This window comes from Mariniflexile soesokkakense (genome assembly GCF_039650365.1).
In the GTDB taxonomy this organism is placed as follows: Bacteria; Bacteroidota; Bacteroidia; order Flavobacteriales; family Flavobacteriaceae; genus Mariniflexile; species Mariniflexile soesokkakense.
This window is the reverse complement of record NZ_JAZHYP010000001.1, coordinates 80,940-98,691: the sequence shown is the minus strand read 5'-3', so window position 1 is coordinate 98,691 and position 17,752 is coordinate 80,940. Positions and strand designations below refer to the sequence as shown.

The window sequence follows — 17,752 nt, the reverse complement described above, 5'->3', positions numbered from 1 at the left end:
TTTATAGCCTATGGGTTTAATAATATCAAAACCAGTAAATGATTAATTTTAGTTCTATTTTATTGCTTTTAGAACAGTTACCCGCATCCACATCTGCAGAACGTTATTTGTTAATGTATATGATTGCTGTTCTGCTAATTGTTACCTCGTTGGTTATCATCTTTTTTGTGGTTTTTTTAAAAAGGAAAAATAAATTATTGTTTGATAAAATAAAACAACAACAAGCCTTTGAAGCAGAAATAACACAAGCACAAACCGAAACCCAAGAACAAACCTTGAAGAATATTGGATGGGAATTACACGATAATATTGGTCAGTTACTATCATTTGCAAACATGCAATTAAGTATTTTAAAAATGCAGGTGACAGACGATGTGAAAGAAAAATTTAAAGATACTTCTGATGCTTTAAAAGAAAGTTTAGCTGAAGTGCGAGCGTTATCAAAAACACTTAATAATGAAGTGGTCTTAAACGTAGGTTTTGAAAAAGCGATTATTAACGAATTGAATCGCTTGAAAAAGATGAAATTCAATTCGGCTGAACTTAAGAAAATAGGAGAAAGTATAGAATTTAAAAATAGAAAACATGAAATTATTCTTTTTAGAATTCTTCAAGAGTTTTTATCAAATTCTGTAAAACATTCCGAAGCAAAAAACATCAATATTATTTTAAACTACCAAACTAATAAGTTGGTGATTACAGCAAAAGACGATGGTAAAGGGTTTAATTTAGGAGAAACAGAAAAAGGCTCAGGTTTAATTAATATGAAAAGTAGAGCTGTATTAATAAACGCTAAATTAGAAATGACATCTAAAAAAGATGAAGGCATACAATTAATTTTAAATTATCCAATGGTTTAGTAGCTGATCTACTTAAAAAAGTATTTATTATTGATTTTAGTATTAAAATTATGGGGTGGTGCAAGCATCCCAAATAGGATCGTTTGGTAAAGGTGCAATAATATGTATAGTTTCTAATTTTACAGGATGGATGAAGGTAATATGTCTGGCATGTAAATGGATGCTCGCATCTTTATTACTTCTATCAAAACCGTACTTTAGATCGCCTTTAATGGGGCAGCCAATAGTTGATAATTGAGAGCGTATTTGGTGGTGTCTACCTGTTTCTAAATTAACCTCGAGTAGAAAATAATTATCTAGTTTCTTTAATGTTTTATAATGAAGAACGGCTTTTTTACTGTCTTTTACTTCTTTTGAATAGGCTGTAGATTTGTTGTTTTTTGGGTTTTTTTTCAGCCAATTAACCAATGTGTCTTCGATTTTTGGTGGTTCGTTTTTTACAATCGCCCAATAGGTTTTATCAATATCTTTTGAAACAAACAGGGCATTTAATCTAGGGAGTACTTTACTTGTTTTTGCGAATATTACAAGTCCAGTTGTAGGTCTGTCTAAGCGGTGTACAACGCCTAAATACACGTTATTTGGTTTGTTGTACTTTTCTTTTATATAGGCTTTAACAACATCGCTTAGTGGTTTGTCTCCTGTTTTATCACCTTGTACTATATCGCCAGCACGTTTGTTTACTATAATGATATGGTTGTCCTCAAAAAGGACTTGTAAATTGTTTTTATTTGATATTATTTTTTCTGCCACTAATACACGAATATTTTTGCCTTTTGCCTAACTAGTACTGCTCATTATCATTAGGGAAGTCCACTGCTTTTACATCAACTACATATTGTGAAATAGCATTGGTCATGTCTTCATACAAATTCATATAGCGACGTAAAAAACGAGGATGGAATTCATGTGTCATACCCAGCATATCGTGCAATACTAAAACTTGACCATCTACACCATTACCAGCACCAATACCAATAATGGGGATGCTAACACTTTCGGCAACTTCTTTGGCAAGTTTGGCTGGTATTTTTTCTAGAACAATGGCAAAACAACCAATGCGTTCAAGCATTTTGGCATCTTCTATTAGGCGCAGTGCTTCTTCCTCTTCTTTAGCACGAACGGTGTAAGTTCCAAATTTATAAATAGATTGTGGTGTTAATCCTAAATGCCCCATTACAGGAATACCAGCATTTAAGATACGTTTTATAGATTCTTTAATTTCTTTTCCACCTTCCAGTTTTACAGCATGCCCGCCGCTTTCTTTCATGATTCTAATAGCAGAACGTAAAGCTTCTTTAGGGTCGCTTTGGTAACTACCAAAAGGCAAATCTACCACTACCAAAGCACGATCTATCGCACGAACTACTGAAGACGCATGGTATATCATTTGGTCTAAAGTAATAGGTAGTGTGGTTTCATGGCCTGCCATAACGTTACTTGCAGAATCGCCAACTAAAATAACATCTATACCGGCACCATCTACTATTTTTGCCATAGTATAATCGTAAGCTGTAAGCATGGATATTTTTTCGCCATTGGCTTTCATATCAACCAGTGTTTTTACGGTAATACGCTTATATTCTTTTTTTGCTGTTGACATATTTTTGTTTTTTCTGAAAGTAAGCAAAAGTAGTGAATCAAATTCTTATGATATAAAATGAAATTTACTTATGCTATACATTTTTTAAATTGAAAAGTTTACTTAATTAACTCACCATTTACTTCAACATTATTAAAAGTAACGCCATCAATAATACTCTTGTCAAAAGTTCCATCTTTAGCTTCAATTTTTAAATTTTCGAATGTGAAGTTTGAAAGTTTGTCATATTCTGTAATTTTCATATCATAAAAAATATCGCATTTTAAATCAATATTTTTCATGGTAATATGGTCTGAATATGATAGAGGTACGTCTTTTCTTCCTTTTAGATCGAAAAATTGTGTCCAAGGTTTGATGTAAATAAAACTATGTGCTTCCCCTGTTATGTTTTCAACGGTAATGTATTCGTAATTTTGAGCTGTATCTGGTCGCATTTTAAGCCATAATAAACGTTTCGCTTCTTTTACAACACAATTACGCATCAATATATTTTTGTTGTGTATGGCTTCACTTCCGTTTGTTAGTGCAGCATGACAAAAACCAAATTCACAGTCTTCAATTATAATATTGGTGTTTTCGCCATTACTGGCATCTTTATCTGCCCAGGGTCCTTTACCGCCTTTAAGAGCAATAGCGTCATCGTTTACAGCCATATAACAACCTTTTATCAATACATTGTTACAAACATCAATATCTATAGCATCGGTGCTTGGAGCTTTGACGGGTTGATGGGGAGATGTAATGCGTAAATCTAAAATTTTCACATTATCACATTGGTAATAGTGACTAGACCAAAACCCTGAATTGCGAAGGTGCACATCTTGTAATTGCACATTGTTAGATTTCCAAATAAAGACTAAGCGAGGTCTTGATACTTCTAAATTGGTACACTTTGGGTTTTCTTCGCGTCTTTGCCAAAAAGCTTTCCAAAACTCTAAACCATTACCATCAATAATCCCTTTGCCTGTAATAGTAAATCCATCAACAGCGGTTGCATTTACTAAGGCTGCAAAATACTCAATACTTTGTCCTTCGATTCTAGAAGGTATAAAAGGATAATCATCAATATTATTTGATCCTTTTAAAACGCCACCTTCGGTTACGTGTAAATGGGTATTTGGTTTAAAAAACAGCGCACCACTTAAAAAAGTACCTTTAGGAATTACAATAACACCGCCACCATTTCTGTAAGCTTCGTCTATGGTTTTTTGGATAGCCTCAGTTTGCACTATGGTACTATCGCCCATCACACCATAATCGGTAATGGTATAAAAGGTACCTAAATCGGCAGGGTTTATTTTTGAATAATCTAAAAACCAATCCGGAATTTTAGTTCCGTCAGGAAAAAGATTGGTTTCAACTATTTTAGTTTCTTGATTGCACGATAATAGTAGTGCCGCAATAATTAGTAAATAAATGTTTTTCATTACTTTTTTGTGATTCGTTGGTATTATTAATAAATAGAATGCAAATAAGCATATTCAAGAATGGTAAAAGTAATAAATTACTAATTAGTGTTTGTCTTTTCCTAAGACAGATTATAAATCATTATTAAAACTGACACTGTGTCAGCATTTCTTTATTGGCATAATCCTTGACTTTTACCTATCGAATTTAAAAAGAATATTCAACACAATAAATAAAAATATTATGAGTAAAATTATTGGAATCGATTTAGGAACAACCAACTCTTGCGTTTCTGTTATGGAAGGTAACGAACCAGTTGTGATCCCAAACGCAGAAGGTAAAAGAACAACGCCATCGGTTATTGCTTTTGTTGAAGGCGGCGAAATTAAAGTTGGAGATCCAGCAAAGAGACAAGCAGTAACAAACCCTACAAAAACAGTTTATTCTATTAAACGTTTTATGGGAAATAAATTTTCTGAATCTAGTAAAGAGGCAGACAGAGTACCTTATAAAGTTGTAAAAGGGGATAATGATACACCACGTGTAGATATTGATGGACGTTTATATACACCACAAGAATTATCGGCTATGATTCTTCAAAAAATGAAGAAAACAGCTGAAGATTATTTAGGAACTACTGTTACAGAAGCAGTTATTACGGTACCTGCTTATTTTAATGACAGTCAACGTCAAGCTACTAAAGAAGCGGGTGAGATTGCCGGTTTAAAAGTTCGTAGAATTATAAACGAACCTACTGCTGCTGCATTAGCTTATGGCTTAGATAAAAAAGGAAAAGACCAAAAAATTGTTGTTTTTGACTTTGGTGGAGGAACACATGACGTTTCTATTTTAGAATTAGGAGATGGTGTTTTTGAAGTATTATCAACAGATGGAGATACACATTTAGGTGGTGATGATGTTGATGAAAAAATCATTAATTGGTTAGCTGATGAGTTTAACGCTGAAGAAGGTATGGATTTACGTAAAGACCCTATGTCTTTACAACGTTTAAAAGAAGCTGCTGAAAAAGCTAAGATTGAATTATCTAGTTCTGCACAAACAGAAATCAACTTGCCTTATATTACAGCAACTGCAAGTGGACCAAAACACTTAGTACGTTCATTAACAAAAGCTAAATTCGAGCAATTAATTGACGATTTAGTAAAACGTACTATTGCGCCATGTCAAACAGCATTAAAAGCAGCTGGTTTAACCATCAAAGATATTGATGAAGTTATATTGGTAGGTGGTTCAACACGTATTCCTGCTGTACAAGCTGCCGTTGAGAAATTTTTTGGAAAAGCACCAAGTAAAGGTGTAAATCCAGATGAAGTAGTATCGTTAGGTGCTGGTATTCAAGGTGGAGTTTTATCTGGAGATGTTAAAGATGTATTGTTATTAGACGTTACACCATTATCATTAGGTATTGAAACTATGGGTAATGTAATGACGAAGTTGATTGAAGCCAATACTACGATTCCTACTAAGAAATCGCAAGTATTCTCAACAGCTGCCGATAACCAACCATCTGTAGAAATTCACGTATTACAAGGTGAAAGAGCAATGGCACCTGATAATAAAACAATTGGTCGTTTTCACTTAGATGGTATTCCACCAGCAAGACGAGGAACACCTCAAATTGAAGTAACTTTTGATATTGATGCAAACGGAATTATCCACGTAACTGCAGGTGATAAAGCGACAGGTAAAACACAAGATATTCGTATTGAAGCATCTTCTGGTTTAACTGAAGAAGAAATTAAGAAAATGAGAGCGGATGCAGAAGCAAATGCAGAAGCAGATGCTAAAGCAAAAGAAACTGCTGAAAAATTAAATGCTGCTGATGCGATGATTTTCCAAACAGAAAGTCAACTTGCAGAATTTGGGGATAAATTATCTGATGATAAAAAGAAACCAATTGAAGAAGCACTTGCTGAACTAAAAACAGCTTTTGAAACTAAAGACCTAGCTGTTATTGATCCTGCTCTTGAGAAAATTAATGAAGCTTGGAAAGTAGCTAGTGAAGAAATGTACAAAGCACAAGCTGATGCTCAACAAGGTGGTGCGCAACCAGGACCTGATGCAGCTCAAGGCGGACAATCTGAAACTAGTGATGTTGAAGACGTAGATTTTGAAGAAGTTAAATAAATATTCTTATATATTTGATTATTATAAAAAAGACGCAATCCTAATAGGTTGCGTTTTTTTTATACAATTAAAACTTGTTATGCATGCATAATATTTTTATTATATTTGTCTGAAATACTATAAATGGAAACCAAACTTACTAAATTACTTAAAATAAAGCACCCAATAATACAAGCTCCAATGTTTTTAGTGTCTAATACTGCCATGGTAATAGAAGCTATGAAATCTGGAATAGCAGGTTGTATCCCAGCCTTAAATTATAGAACTTTAGAAGAGTTAAGAGCTGCTATAAAAGAACTAAAAGTTGCAAAAGCAGAAGGTGGTTCTTATGGTTTTAATTTGATTGTTAATAAATCAAATATTAAGTATAAAGGTCAGTTAGAAGTTATTTGTGAGGAAGGTTGCGATTTTATTATAACATCTTTAGGAAGTCCGGAAGAAACAATTAAACAAGCACATCAAGTAGATATTAAAGTATTTTGTGATGTGGTAGATTTAAAATTCGCTCAAAAAGTAGAAGCTTTAGGCGCCGATGCCATTATAGCAGTAAACAATCAGGCAGGAGGGCACAGAGGAAATCTTTCACCTGAAAATCTTATAAAAGTGTTGGTTTCTAATTGTAATATTCCAGTTATTTCAGCTGGCGGTGTGGGATGTAAAACAGATATTGATACGATGTTAAGTTATGGTGCCGATGGTGTGTCGGTTGGTAGTCCGTTTATCGCATCGGTTGAAGCCAATGTAACAGACGAATACAAACAAGCATGTGTAGAATACGGTGCAGATGATATTGTAATGACCGAGCGTATTTCTGGAACTCCATGTACCGTTATTAATACACCGTATGTTCAAAAAACAGGAACTAAGGCTACTTGGATAGAATCCGTTTTAAACAAGAATAAAAAGTTAAAAAAATGGGTAAAGATGATTCGTTTTTCAATAGGAATGAATGCTACCAAAAATGCCGCTACCAAAGTCACTTATAAAACGGTTTGGGTTGCAGGCCCTAGTATTGAACATACACATGAAGTATTGCCAGTAAAAAACATTGTTAAAAATTTAGTAAGCTAAAATAAACTCAATTTACAAGAGCTACATTTTTTTTTATTTTTCTGTTACCAACAAATAAGCTGAGAGTGGTACTAGCCGTTAATCCGCCTAAAGAGGATGCTATTAATTCACCGGTATCCCAGTAATAAAAATAGCCATCTTTACCTTTTCTTAAACTGTCATAGAGTTCTTTGGTAGCTCCAGCAAGCACTGAAGCTCCAAGGCTATACCAAAAAGCCTTTTTCTTATCTTTAGTAGTTGCAAAAACAATGGTATAAGTAGTTGCAGATATTAAAGCGCCAGCACCAAAGTGTAATTTATCGTCAGTTGAAATAAACTGTGCATGGCTAATATGCGAACTTACTAAAAATAAAATCAAAAAAGCTGCACTTGTAATTTTCATTATTCGTATTTTCAAGTTGGTTCATTAAAGTATACATTAAAAAATTAAAATTGTTATATATTCGTTTTTTATAATATTTATACGATTAAGCGAGTCTTTTTAGGATTAGCAAGTGTTATTTATATTTATTTTAGGAATTAATAAGAATACATTCAATGAAAAACAGAAAATTAGGAGTTAAAGGTTTTAATATTAGTGAAGTAGGTTTGGGTTGTTGGCAATTAGGAGCCGATTGGGGTAAAGACATTTCAAAGGAAACTGCTTTTAATATTTTAAGTGAAGCCGTTAACAATGGCATTACTTTTTTTGATACCGCCGATGTATATGGTAATGGTAAAAGCGAATCCCTTATAGGTGAATTTTTAAAAACTTGTGATGTTCCCATACATGTGGCAACAAAATTTGGTAGAGCAGGCGATGCATATCCGGATAAATATTCAAAAGATGTTTTACGAAAATCGGTTGAGGGCTCTTTGCAACGATTGGGAGTAAACGCATTGGATTTGTTACAGCTTCATTGCATTCCAACTCATTATTTAAAAGAAGGCCATGTTTTTGATTGGTTACGTGACTTACAGCAAGAAGGACTCATCAAGCATTTTGGAGCCAGTGTAGAAACGGTTGAAGAAGGTTTAATATGCGTACAACAAGAAAATTTACTATCATTACAAGTCATTTTTAATATTTTCAGACAAAAATTGATAACCGAATTATTTCCGCAAGCGGAAGCAAAAGGCGTTGGTATTATTGTGCGTTTACCATTAGCAAGTGGGTTGCTTTCAGGAAAATTTGATAGTAATACAGCTTTTCCAGAAAACGATCACAGAAATTATAATAGAAACGGGGACGCTTTTAATGTTGGTGAAACTTTTGCAGGTTTACCATTTGAAAAAGGGTTAGAGTTTGTAGACAATATTAAAAATAACATTTTGCCAGATAATTTGACCATGGTACAATTGGCGTTACGTTGGATTTTAGATCAGCAAGCTGTAAGTACTATCATACCTGGTGCAAGTTCTACTAAACAAGTTATTTCTAATGCCGAAGTTTCGAATATTGAAGCCTTATCAAAAGAAACAAATTCGGCTTTAATTAATTTATATAAAGAGTTAATTCATAAAGAAATACGAGGGGGCTATTAATACCTAATGTATTCCTAATCTATTAGAAAGTTATAGATTGGCTTAATACATTTTATTATAAAATAATTTTCATCCAAAATAAAATGAATAAAACAAGGATTATTTTAGTTACGATTAGTGTTTTATTAGTAAATATTAGTTCTACTCAAAATCCTTTTATAACTCATATGTATACTGCGGATCCTTCTGCCAGAGTTTTTAATGACACCCTTTTTGTTTACCCATCTCATGATAAAGACGATGCTGTTAAGTTTACTATGGAAGATTGGCATGTGTTTTCTACTATCGATATGAAAACTTGGACAGATCATGGTGTTGCTTTTTCTTTAAATGATTTAAGTTGGGCAAGCAATCAAGCGTGGGCACCAGATTGTATATTTAGAAACGGAAAATACTATTTTTATTATCCTGTAGAGCATAGCAAAATAGGTGTTGCTGTTGGAGATAAGCCATACGGTCCATTTAAAGATCCACTAAATAAACCACTTATTCATACAAATACCGAAGGTGTTGTTTGTACTCGTGATTTTATTGATCCAGCAGTTTTTATAGATGATGATGGTCAAGCGTATCTGTATATGGGGCAATTAGTAGTTAACGCTATTAAGTTAAATGAAAATATGGTTTCTTATGATGGAACTGTGTATTTACTTGAAGGAACAGACGATTTTTTTGAAGCCGCTTGGATGCACAAGTATAAAGGTAACTACTATTTATCTTATGTAGGTGAAAGTGGTGAAATTAAATATGGCATGAGTAAAAATCCGCTTGGACCATTTGATTACAAAGGTGTTATTTTACCAAAAATGAATAGTGGAACCAATCACCACTCCATTGTTGAATACAAAGGGCAATGGTATATGTTTTATCACAATTCCGATTTATATTATAAAAATAATCCAGATGTAACGCCTAAATTTGGTTGGGGACATAAAGACAGTCCGCATCCATACCGTAGATCCATCTGTTTTGATAAGTTGTATTATAACGAAGATGGTACTATACAAAAAGTTGTTCCAACAAAATAACTAAAGACATTTATGAAGATCAATTCTTTTTTTTTATTATTAATTTTTTGTGCAATTTTAAGTTGCAAAAAGGAAGAAACTTTAATTCATGTAGGGATTTACCGTACGTTCGAACAATCTCTAGAAAATAAAAACACCTATGCTAACAAGTTTAACGACGTTCAGTTAAATACTACTTTTATTTCACCATCAGGAAAAACAACCAATTTTTTTGGATTTTATGATGGTGACGGAAAGGGCGGAGGCGATTTAACAACTGGCACCATCTGGAAAATGCGTTTTATACCAAACGAAATTGGTAAATGGACATATAAATATACTTGGAGTGATAGCTCCAAAGGTGGTGAAGGTACTTTTGAGTGTACCGAAGCGAATGCAGGAAATGGCATCTTGCGAGCCTATAAAGAAAATCCACGTTGGTTTGCATATAACGGCACCCAACCTGTTTGGTTAAAATCGTACTATGAAAGTGGTCATGGCTCTATTGCACAACCTTATGATTGGGTAAAGGATAACGTATATCAACCGATCATAGATCGTGGATACAATCATTTACAGGTTAATTGGTTATTGTCATTGTGCTGTTTTGAACAATATTATCATGATGGTCCAGAACCTACAACGCAAGATTTAACCTTATATACAGAAGGTAAAGCTTCAAGTACCATGCGATTAGATGTATGGCAATTGATGGAAACACATGTAGATTGGCTTAACACTAAAAATATTGGATTGCATATGTTTCTTGGGTTTGATGGCAGCCAAAATGATGGCCCTAAATGGACAAGTTTAAGTGAAACCGAAAAAGATTTTTATGTACGTTATGTGGTTGCACGCTTAGCACCTTATGCAAATATAGCAGGTTGGGGGTTTGTTTGGGAAGTACCGGGAGATAGACAAGATAGTGAACTAGGATGGGCACAATTAGTTAAAAAATACGATGTGTTCAATCATTTAAGAACTTATGAAGATGAATATCCAATTGACAATGAATACCATCGCGAAGCATATAATTTTGCAGCTATAGAAAATCATTATATATTTTCTGAAGAAAGGGATTTAGACAGACCTTATTGGAAGGAAGCTTGGACGCATCATGAGGCTTGTTTGGCTGCTTATGTACCTGGAAAACCGGTATATATGATTGAAGGCAATGCGCTTTGGAGGCGCTTTTGGCAAAAAAGAACCAAAGCAACATTAGATGATTTACGTCAATCGGCCTGGGCATGTGTAACTGCCGGTGCTTCTTTTAATTGGTGCGGACAAGCGGGTGAAGATGAGTTGGTCGCTTTCGGACCAGAAGGTTTACCATTTTTTGAATCAGATAATCCATATTTAGCTTCAACGAAGGAATTAGATATTTTAAGTGATGTTATGACGAAAGAAGTTGTATTTCATAGCATGATTCCAACAGATGATTTACTCTCAAACCACAATAACAAAAAAGTGTGGTGTTTATCTGAAAAAGGGAAGCAATATTTAGTGTTTTCTTCCAACGGAAATACATTTGAATTACAATTAACAGCAGGCAATTACACAAATAATAAATGGCTCAATGCCAAAACAGGCGAGACTCAATTAATATCCAATATAACAGCTCTCGATAATGAAGTAACCAAATTTACACCACCAACAACTGAAACCGATTGGGTTTTGTTAATAATTGACAAGTAATTTAATATCTTGCCTATTGATTTTTTGGTGAGAAAATTCTAACTTCGTTTATCGTATGATATAAAACATTAAAACGATTTCGTATCATATGGTTGTAGGTAATTTAAAAACAGAACTATGAAACAAAATTTATTATTGACATTATTATTGATTTTTACAATTAAATCATTTTCACAAGACTCAAAATTCAGTCTTGAATTAAACTACCCAATCCCGATTGACAAAAATTTCGTTGGCGAAAATTATGACGGAATTATTGATATTGGAGCAAAGTTTAGATTTGTGGATTTAAAATTGGTTAATATTGGAGCCTCTCTAAATGGTGGACTTTTAGTAAATAACACTAATGATAGCAACGGTTCTATAAATGTTAAAGTCAACTCATATTTGGTTCAACCTAGAATTTTTGCTGAATTAGATTCGGAAATAGTAAAAATTCATCCCTTTATCGGACTTGGATATACCTTTATGGTTTTTGATGCATCTGGGACCAATAATGGATTTGATGTTTCTGGAGCAAGTGAAACGCAAAGTGGACTAAATCTAAATTTAGGAATTGCATACGATATAACCAATAGTGTATTTGTTCAAGTTCAGTATGATTATATTAAAATCAAAGTTGACAATGGAGTACCTGACATGAAATATAATACCAATGTAAATATATTGAAAATCGGAATAGGTTACCGATTATAAAAAACCACCTACAACACAGTATATAAAAAATTGCTACTTTTAGCTTAACCAATGTCAGTTGCTCGTTTGCTAGCTTCTGATTTTCCTTCGGAAAATCCTCGCACACAAACACGCAGCTATCCTTACACAAAAACGATAAGTGTACCTCCCCTAAAACCCACTAAATACTTTCTGTTTAATAACATCCCATTCCTCATTCAAAATCCCGTAACAACACGTATTTCGTTTAAAACCATCAATCATTAGCGTATCTTTTCGTAAAATACCTTCAAGTTTTGCACCTAATTTTTCAACAGCTTTTCTTGAGCGCATGTTACGTTCATCAACTCGAAATTCTACTTTATCAAAATTCAACGTTTCAAAAGCATATTGTAGCATTAAAAACTTTATGTTTTTATTAAGTCCGGTACCTTGAAATTGAGTTCCAATCCACGTCCAACCAATATGCAATACTTTATTGTGCCAATTAATCTGTCCAAAACGTGTAGAACCAGCATAGGTATTGGTTTGTTTGTCAAAAACCACAAATGGTATGGCTGTTTTTTTGTAAAAGCAATCCACAGCTTCTTGTACATATTCTTTTAAATTATCGGGAGTATCAATTTTACTAGGTGAAAATTGCACTAAATGGGGTTGCTTAGCAATTTCTATAAGATGCTTGTAGTTGCTCATTCCTAACACAGAAAGCTTTACACGTTCATTTTCTAAAGTTGGTATTTGCATCATTTTGTTTGTTCTGACTAGGCAGAAATCTTTTTAATTGAAAGTGATTTTTAATAGTCTTTCCATACGTATTTTGTACTTTTACCTACGCGATTAAAAATACAATATTTATATGCAATTAACCAAAGAAGTCGTTATAGCTAAAGCGAATGAAGCTTGTAAAAACACGTTAATGGAAACCTTACAGATTGAAGTTATTGACTATGGTGATGATTTTTTAGTAGCCCGTATGCCTGTAAATTCTAGAGTTCACCAGCCCGATGGCGTGTTGCACGGTGGAGCAACTGTTGCATTAGCTGAAAGTGTAGGTAGTTTTGCATCACATATTTTTATAGATACCGAAAAATTTTTTGTACGTGGAATAGAAATTAACGCCAACCATCTAAAAAGTATCAAAGAAGGCTTTGTATATGCGAAGGCAACGTTTATTCATAAAGGCAGAACCACACAATTGCTCGATATAAAAATAACGGACGAAGCTAATAATTTAATATCGGTTTGTAAATTAACTACCATTTCGTTGCCAAAAAGAACTAATTAATGATTTTGGAAGATTTTTTTACCCGTATTGAACAACAATACAACAATAAACAGCCCTTTGTAGTTTATAGAAAACCCAAAAAAACCGAAGTTAAAGGGGTGCTTCAATCTCATGACGGATTAATTTTTACAAAAGATTTTAAAGAAAAAGGCTTTGTGTTTTCTCCTTTTGATGATGCTGAAGAATCGGTTTTAATTCCTTTTGATGTTTCTGAGATTATTTCTTCAAGTTCAAACATATTGCCTATGGAATCTTCTGGACAAGATATTTCCGTTAACGAAGAAGAAAAGCAACAACATATAAGCCTTGTAAATAAAGGTATAGAGGCTATTAAAGAAAATAAATTTGAGAAGGTAGTATTGTCTAGAAAAGAACAAGTTACATTAGAAAAAAACAATCCTGTCAGTATTTTTAAAAAACTTTTAAATACCTATTCTTCATCTTTTATTTATTGTTGGTACCATCCCAAAGTAGGGCTTTGGTTAGGAGCTACCCCCGAAACACTTATAAAAATTGAAGGTAGTCAGTTTTCCATTATGGCGTTGGCAGGTACTCAAAATTACACTGGGAATTTAGATGTAATTTGGCAAGATAAAGAAAAACAAGAACAAAAATTTGTAACTGATTTTATTGTTGATAGTTTACAAACATCTGTTGAAAGCTTAAATATTTCGGAGATTGAAACCGTGAAAGCAGGAAATTTAGTACATTTAAAAACCATGATTTCGGCACGATTAAAACCCGATTCAAAATTAAAAGAAATTATTAGTAAATTACACCCAACACCAGCCGTTTGTGGTGTCCCAAAGGGAGCCTCAAAGCAATTTATATTAAGTAATGAAAATTATAACCGCGAGTTTTACACTGGTTTTTTAGGTGAATTAAATTTTGAAACAACATCAGCACCACGTTCTGGTAAACGAAATATTGAAAATAGGGCATATAGCATCACCAAAAAAAGTACACAATTGTATGTGAATTTAAGGTGTATGCAAATAAAAAATAATACAGCAATTATATATGTTGGTGGTGGTATAACCGCTAACTCAAACCCTGAAAGTGAATGGGGAGAAACTGTATCAAAATCTTTAATTATTAAAAATGTTTTGTAATTAGCTTATATTGAGCCCTATTTATTACTTTTACATATCGATTTAAATTATATGATTTACCCAAAAATACCTCTCGCACAAACAGTTATAGAGCTTTTTAAAGCAAAAGGAATAAAACATATTGTTATTTCCCCGGGCAGTAGAAATGCTCCGTTAACCATTGGTTTTACTAATAACCCGTATTTTACTTGTTACAGTATTGTAGACGAGCGTAGTGCTGCTTTTTTTGCTTTGGGAATTGCGCAACAATTAAAAGTGCCTACCGCAGTGGTTTGTACCTCGGGTAGTGCTTTGGTAAACTATTATCCGGCTGTTACTGAAGCTTATTATAGCGATATTCCGTTGGTAGTGGTTTCAGCAGATCGTCCAAAGCATTTAATTGGTATTGGTGATGGGCAAACTATTAATCAAAAAAATATTTTCGAAAATCATATTTTATATTCTGTTAACTTGAAGCTGGATATTAAAGACGAAAACAACATTCCTGAAAACGAAGAATTACCTATGTTAAAAAACTTAGAAGGTAAGTTAGAACGTTTTTTAGGTTTGCAGAAGGATATTCAAACGCATAACGAAGAAGAAATTAATGAAGCTTTAAATTTTGCACTGCTTAAAAAAGGACCTGTACATATTAATATTCCTTTTGATGAGCCGCTTTATGAAACTGTAGAAAAATTAAGGGTCAATCCAAAGTCAAAAAAACCATCGATAAAAGCAAAAGTTATAGAAGATTATGTGCTTAACGAATGTTTAGAAGATTGGAATTCAGCTTCAAAGAAAATGATACTTGTAGGTGTTAACCAACCCAACATGATTGAACAAAAATGGTTAAATGAATTAGCTGAAGATGATAGTGTGATAGTATTTACAGAAACAACGTCCAACTTATACCATGATAGCTTTTTCCCGTCCATCGATCAAATCATTTCTCCGTTAACCGAAGAAGAAAAAAAGGCGCTTCAACCAGAGATTTTACTAACCTTTGGAGGTTTAATAGTGTCAAAAAAAATAAAGACAGTATTACGAAAATTTCAGCCAAAATACCATTGGCACATTGACGAAAAAATGGCGAATGATACGTTTTTCTGTTTAACTAATCATATTGATGTAACACCTAACCAGTTTTTATCGGCTTTTTTACCAAAAATAACACATTATGTAAAAAGTAATTACCATGCCAATTGGACAGCAGTAAAACAAAACCGTTTAAAAAAACACGACGAGTACTTAAAAACTAGTCCTTTTTCCGATTTAAAGGTGTTTGATATACTATTTAAGAACATACCAAACAACAATATTTTACATATAGGTAATAGTTCGGCTATTCGTTATTCGCAGTTATTTAATATAAACAAAAACAATACGGTTTTTTGTAATAGAGGTACTAGTGGAATAGATGGTAGTACCTCTACCGCCATTGGTTGTGCCGTGGTAAACGATAAACCCACTACTTTAATAACAGGTGATTTAAGTTTTATATACGATAGCAATGGACTTTGGAATAATTACATTCCTAAGAATTTCAGGATAATAGTAATAAACAATCAAGGGGGCGGTATTTTTAGGATTCTTCCTGGGCATAAAAACACAAAGAATTTTGAAACTTTTTTTGAAGCCACTCACAATTTGGACGCAAGACATTTATGTAGAATGTATGGCTTCGCCTATAAAAGTATTTCAAAAGAAAAACCATTGGAATATTATTTAAAAGAATTTTTTGTTGAAGATGAACGTCCTAAATTATTAGAAATATTTACTCCAAAGGATATAAATGATGAAGTTCTTTTAAACTATTTTGAATATTTAAAATAAAACACTTTGTGACGTTCTTTTTTTTTATTGTGTCAAAAAAGGCTATCTTTAAGACAGTTAACAATTTAGGTATTTTATAAACACATTAAAAACAACAAATTTATTATGAGTAAACGAGATGAACTTATTGCAAAGTATGCTGCCGATTTAAAGGAAAAGTGTGGTGTAACAGCAGACATGGATTTATTAACCAAAGTAACAATTGGCTGTGGCCCTTCAATTTACAACGCAGATGCCGCAACGGTTTCTGGGTCTGATGAATCAGAGCTAGCCACTGTTAAAAATAATTTTTTAATAAAAAAGTTGGGATTAAAAGACAGCGCCGATTTAGATAAAGGTATTAGCGCAGTTATCGAGCAATATGGTAAGTCTAACCGTAATAAATACAGAGCGGTTGTTTATTATTTATTAACGAAACATTTTAAAAAAGAATCTGTTTATTAAAAAAATCAGGTTTTATAGATCATAGAGCGTTACAAATTTAAATTGTAGCGCTCTTTTTGTTATTATTTAACCTTCAAATACAGGAACTTAATATCTACAATACAATTTGATAGTAAGTATACCTGCGTTAGGGAGTGCACTGGAAAGCCCACAGCGACCCCGACGCTTAGGGGGCGAGAGGACTTGCAAGGAAACGCCCGACCCTCCCGAAACGTCGGGAGGGTAACGCCCAAATACATTTTTTAAAAAATTAGGATGAATATTGTTACCTTTGCCACATGATAAAAATAGGGCAAGTTAATACATTAGAAATACTACGCGAAACCGATCATGGGGCGTATTTGGTAGATACGGAAGATAATGAAGTTTTATTGCCAAATAGGTATGTGCCAGAGTCGTTTCAAATTTGGGATAAGTTAGACGTTTTTGTGTATTTAGATAATGAAGAACGCCCGGTGGCAACTACCGATATGCCGTATATAAAGGTAGGCGAGTTTGCTTTATTACGTTGTAATGCCGTAACCGAGTATGGTGCGTTTTTAGATTGGGGCTTGGTAAAAGAATTATTTTGCCCGTTTAAAGAACAAGCCTTCAAAATGAAACCAAAAGGCTGGTATTTAGTGTATTGTTATTTAGATGAAAAAACAGGACGATTAGTGGCTTCTAGTAAGACCAATAGTTTTTTAGATAATAAAGTGCTTACTGTTAGCGAGTTTGACGAGGTAGATTTGATAGTATCACATCCATCGGATATTGGTATGAATGTTATAGTAAATAAAATCCACATGGGATTAATTTATAAAGACAGCATTTTTACCGATTTAAGTGTAGGTGATAAATTGAAGGGCATTGTAAAAAAAATTCGCCCAGGGAATAAATTAGATATTGCATTAGGGCAAATAGGTTATAGAAATATCGAACCGAATGCCGAACGTATTATGCACGAACTTCATGATAATAGCGGATATTTAAACCTGACCGATAAATCGGATCCAGAGGTTATAAAGGACGTGCTTCAAATGAGTAAAAAGAACTTTAAGAAAGCTGTGGGTACTTTGTATAAGCAGAAACAAATTGAGATTAAACCAGACGGGATTTACTTAGTTTAA

At 33.3% G+C, this 17,752-nt stretch carries 17 protein-coding genes; 12 read left to right on the top strand and 5 right to left on the bottom strand.

Annotated features, from left to right (window positions below):
* The first annotated feature begins 38 nt into the window (after window positions 1–38).
* Window positions 39–860, top strand: coding sequence for a sensor histidine kinase (locus VP395_RS00420; RefSeq protein WP_346239719.1), 822 nt, complete (start codon window positions 39–41; stop codon window positions 858–860).
* Window positions 861–908: 48 nt separating this feature from the next.
* On the opposite strand, the gene VP395_RS00415 is transcribed toward VP395_RS00420, so the two are convergent.
* From VP395_RS00415 to VP395_RS00405, 3 genes are all read right to left on the bottom strand, one after another.
* On the bottom strand, window positions 909–1,613 hold the full coding sequence (locus VP395_RS00415) for an RluA family pseudouridine synthase (protein WP_346239718.1): 705 nt from the start codon (window positions 1,611–1,613) through the stop codon (window positions 909–911).
* 31 nt (window positions 1,614–1,644) lie between these two features.
* Window positions 1,645–2,463 carry a 3-methyl-2-oxobutanoate hydroxymethyltransferase gene (gene panB / locus VP395_RS00410; RefSeq protein WP_346239717.1) on the bottom strand — a complete coding sequence of 273 codons (819 nt, stop codon included), beginning with the start codon at window positions 2,461–2,463 and terminating at the stop codon, window positions 1,645–1,647.
* Between the two features lie 98 nt (window positions 2,464–2,561).
* Window positions 2,562–3,890 carry a rhamnogalacturonidase gene (locus tag VP395_RS00405; protein WP_346239716.1) on the bottom strand — a complete coding sequence of 443 codons (1,329 nt, stop codon included), beginning with the start codon at window positions 3,888–3,890 and terminating at the stop codon, window positions 2,562–2,564.
* A gap of 223 nt (window positions 3,891–4,113) precedes the next feature.
* Between VP395_RS00405 and dnaK the strand changes: the two genes are divergently transcribed.
* Both dnaK and VP395_RS00395 read left to right on the top strand, forming a co-directional pair.
* Entirely contained in the window at window positions 4,114–6,018 is a 1,905-nt protein-coding gene (gene dnaK, locus VP395_RS00400) for a molecular chaperone DnaK (protein WP_346239715.1), read from the top strand.
* Window positions 6,019–6,141: 123 nt separating this feature from the next.
* Window positions 6,142–7,089 carry an NAD(P)H-dependent flavin oxidoreductase gene (locus VP395_RS00395; protein ID WP_346239714.1) on the top strand — a complete coding sequence of 316 codons (948 nt, stop codon included), beginning with the start codon at window positions 6,142–6,144 and terminating at the stop codon, window positions 7,087–7,089.
* Window positions 7,090–7,096: 7 nt separating this feature from the next.
* Here the strand turns inward: VP395_RS00395 and VP395_RS00390 are convergent, their stop codons facing one another.
* Window positions 7,097–7,471 (bottom strand): hypothetical protein, encoded by a 375-nt coding sequence (locus tag VP395_RS00390; RefSeq protein ID WP_346239713.1) that lies wholly within the window; start codon window positions 7,469–7,471, stop codon window positions 7,097–7,099.
* Window positions 7,472–7,626: 155 nt separating this feature from the next.
* Between VP395_RS00390 and VP395_RS00385 the strand changes: the two genes are divergently transcribed.
* The 4 genes from VP395_RS00385 to VP395_RS00370 all read left to right on the top strand — a co-directional run bounded on the left by VP395_RS00385 (window position 7,627) and on the right by VP395_RS00370 (window position 12,011).
* Window positions 7,627–8,613 (top strand): aldo/keto reductase, encoded by a 987-nt coding sequence (locus VP395_RS00385; RefSeq protein ID WP_346239712.1) that lies wholly within the window; start codon window positions 7,627–7,629, stop codon window positions 8,611–8,613.
* A gap of 83 nt (window positions 8,614–8,696) precedes the next feature.
* Entirely contained in the window at window positions 8,697–9,641 is a 945-nt protein-coding gene (locus VP395_RS00380) for a family 43 glycosylhydrolase (protein ID WP_346239711.1), read from the top strand.
* A 12-nt stretch (window positions 9,642–9,653) separates the two neighbouring features.
* On the top strand, window positions 9,654–11,315 hold the full coding sequence (locus tag VP395_RS00375) for a DUF5060 domain-containing protein (protein ID WP_346239710.1): 1,662 nt from the start codon (window positions 9,654–9,656) through the stop codon (window positions 11,313–11,315).
* Window positions 11,316–11,450: 135 nt separating this feature from the next.
* Window positions 11,451–12,011: an outer membrane beta-barrel protein gene (locus VP395_RS00370; RefSeq protein WP_346239709.1), complete on the top strand. Its 561-nt coding sequence runs from the start codon at window positions 11,451–11,453 to the stop codon at window positions 12,009–12,011.
* 150 nt (window positions 12,012–12,161) lie between these two features.
* Here VP395_RS00370 and VP395_RS00365 read toward each other — a convergent pair whose 3' ends face one another.
* Window positions 12,162–12,734, bottom strand: a complete 573-nt coding sequence (locus VP395_RS00365; RefSeq protein WP_346240419.1) for a GNAT family N-acetyltransferase — start codon at window positions 12,732–12,734, stop codon at window positions 12,162–12,164.
* A gap of 112 nt (window positions 12,735–12,846) precedes the next feature.
* Here VP395_RS00365 and VP395_RS00360 point away from each other — a divergent pair, with 112 nt between their 5' ends.
* From VP395_RS00360 to VP395_RS00340, 5 genes are all read left to right on the top strand, one after another.
* Window positions 12,847–13,275, top strand: a complete 429-nt coding sequence (locus VP395_RS00360; RefSeq protein ID WP_346239708.1) for a PaaI family thioesterase — start codon at window positions 12,847–12,849, stop codon at window positions 13,273–13,275.
* Entirely contained in the window at window positions 13,275–14,387 is a 1,113-nt protein-coding gene (locus VP395_RS00355; protein WP_346239707.1) for a chorismate-binding protein, read from the top strand. Before VP395_RS00360 ends, VP395_RS00355 begins: the two co-directional genes overlap by 1 nt.
* Window positions 14,388–14,438: 51 nt before the next feature.
* The gene (menD, locus tag VP395_RS00350) at window positions 14,439–16,199 is read left to right on the top strand and encodes a 2-succinyl-5-enolpyruvyl-6-hydroxy-3-cyclohexene-1-carboxylate synthase (RefSeq protein WP_346239706.1); all 1,761 of its coding nucleotides are present in this window, start codon (window positions 14,439–14,441) and stop codon (window positions 16,197–16,199) included.
* Window positions 16,200–16,304: 105 nt separating this feature from the next.
* Window positions 16,305–16,643 (top strand): DUF2853 family protein, encoded by a 339-nt coding sequence (locus VP395_RS00345; RefSeq protein ID WP_346239705.1) that lies wholly within the window; start codon window positions 16,305–16,307, stop codon window positions 16,641–16,643.
* Between the two features lie 278 nt (window positions 16,644–16,921).
* The gene (locus VP395_RS00340; protein ID WP_346239704.1) at window positions 16,922–17,752 is read left to right on the top strand and encodes a CvfB family protein; all 831 of its coding nucleotides are present in this window, start codon (window positions 16,922–16,924) and stop codon (window positions 17,750–17,752) included.

Excerpts from the sequence above, each read along its gene's own strand:
- VP395_RS00405 (WP_346239716.1), bottom strand. The coding sequence starts at position 3,890 with ATGAAAAACATTTATTTACTAATTATTGCGGCACTACTATTATCGTGC.
- VP395_RS00355 (WP_346239707.1), top strand. The coding sequence starts at position 13,275 with ATGATTTTGGAAGATTTTTTTACCCGTATTGAACAACAATACAACAAT.
- menD (WP_346239706.1), top strand. The coding sequence starts at position 14,439 with ATGATTTACCCAAAAATACCTCTCGCACAAACAGTTATAGAGCTTTTT.
- VP395_RS00375 (WP_346239710.1), top strand. The coding sequence starts at position 9,654 with ATGAAGATCAATTCTTTTTTTTTATTATTAATTTTTTGTGCAATTTTA.
- VP395_RS00385 (WP_346239712.1), top strand. The coding sequence starts at position 7,627 with ATGAAAAACAGAAAATTAGGAGTTAAAGGTTTTAATATTAGTGAAGTA.
- VP395_RS00345 (WP_346239705.1), top strand. The coding sequence starts at position 16,305 with ATGAGTAAACGAGATGAACTTATTGCAAAGTATGCTGCCGATTTAAAG.
- panB (WP_346239717.1), bottom strand. The coding sequence starts at position 2,463 with ATGTCAACAGCAAAAAAAGAATATAAGCGTATTACCGTAAAAACACTG.
- VP395_RS00360 (WP_346239708.1), top strand. The coding sequence starts at position 12,847 with ATGCAATTAACCAAAGAAGTCGTTATAGCTAAAGCGAATGAAGCTTGT.
- dnaK (WP_346239715.1), top strand. The coding sequence starts at position 4,114 with ATGAGTAAAATTATTGGAATCGATTTAGGAACAACCAACTCTTGCGTT.
- VP395_RS00365 (WP_346240419.1), bottom strand. The coding sequence starts at position 12,734 with ATGCAAATACCAACTTTAGAAAATGAACGTGTAAAGCTTTCTGTGTTA.
- VP395_RS00420 (WP_346239719.1), top strand. The coding sequence starts at position 39 with ATGATTAATTTTAGTTCTATTTTATTGCTTTTAGAACAGTTACCCGCA.
- VP395_RS00380 (WP_346239711.1), top strand. The coding sequence starts at position 8,697 with ATGAATAAAACAAGGATTATTTTAGTTACGATTAGTGTTTTATTAGTA.
- VP395_RS00395 (WP_346239714.1), top strand. The coding sequence starts at position 6,142 with ATGGAAACCAAACTTACTAAATTACTTAAAATAAAGCACCCAATAATA.
- VP395_RS00390 (WP_346239713.1), bottom strand. The coding sequence starts at position 7,471 with ATGAAAATTACAAGTGCAGCTTTTTTGATTTTATTTTTAGTAAGTTCG.
- VP395_RS00340 (WP_346239704.1), top strand. The coding sequence starts at position 16,922 with ATGATAAAAATAGGGCAAGTTAATACATTAGAAATACTACGCGAAACC.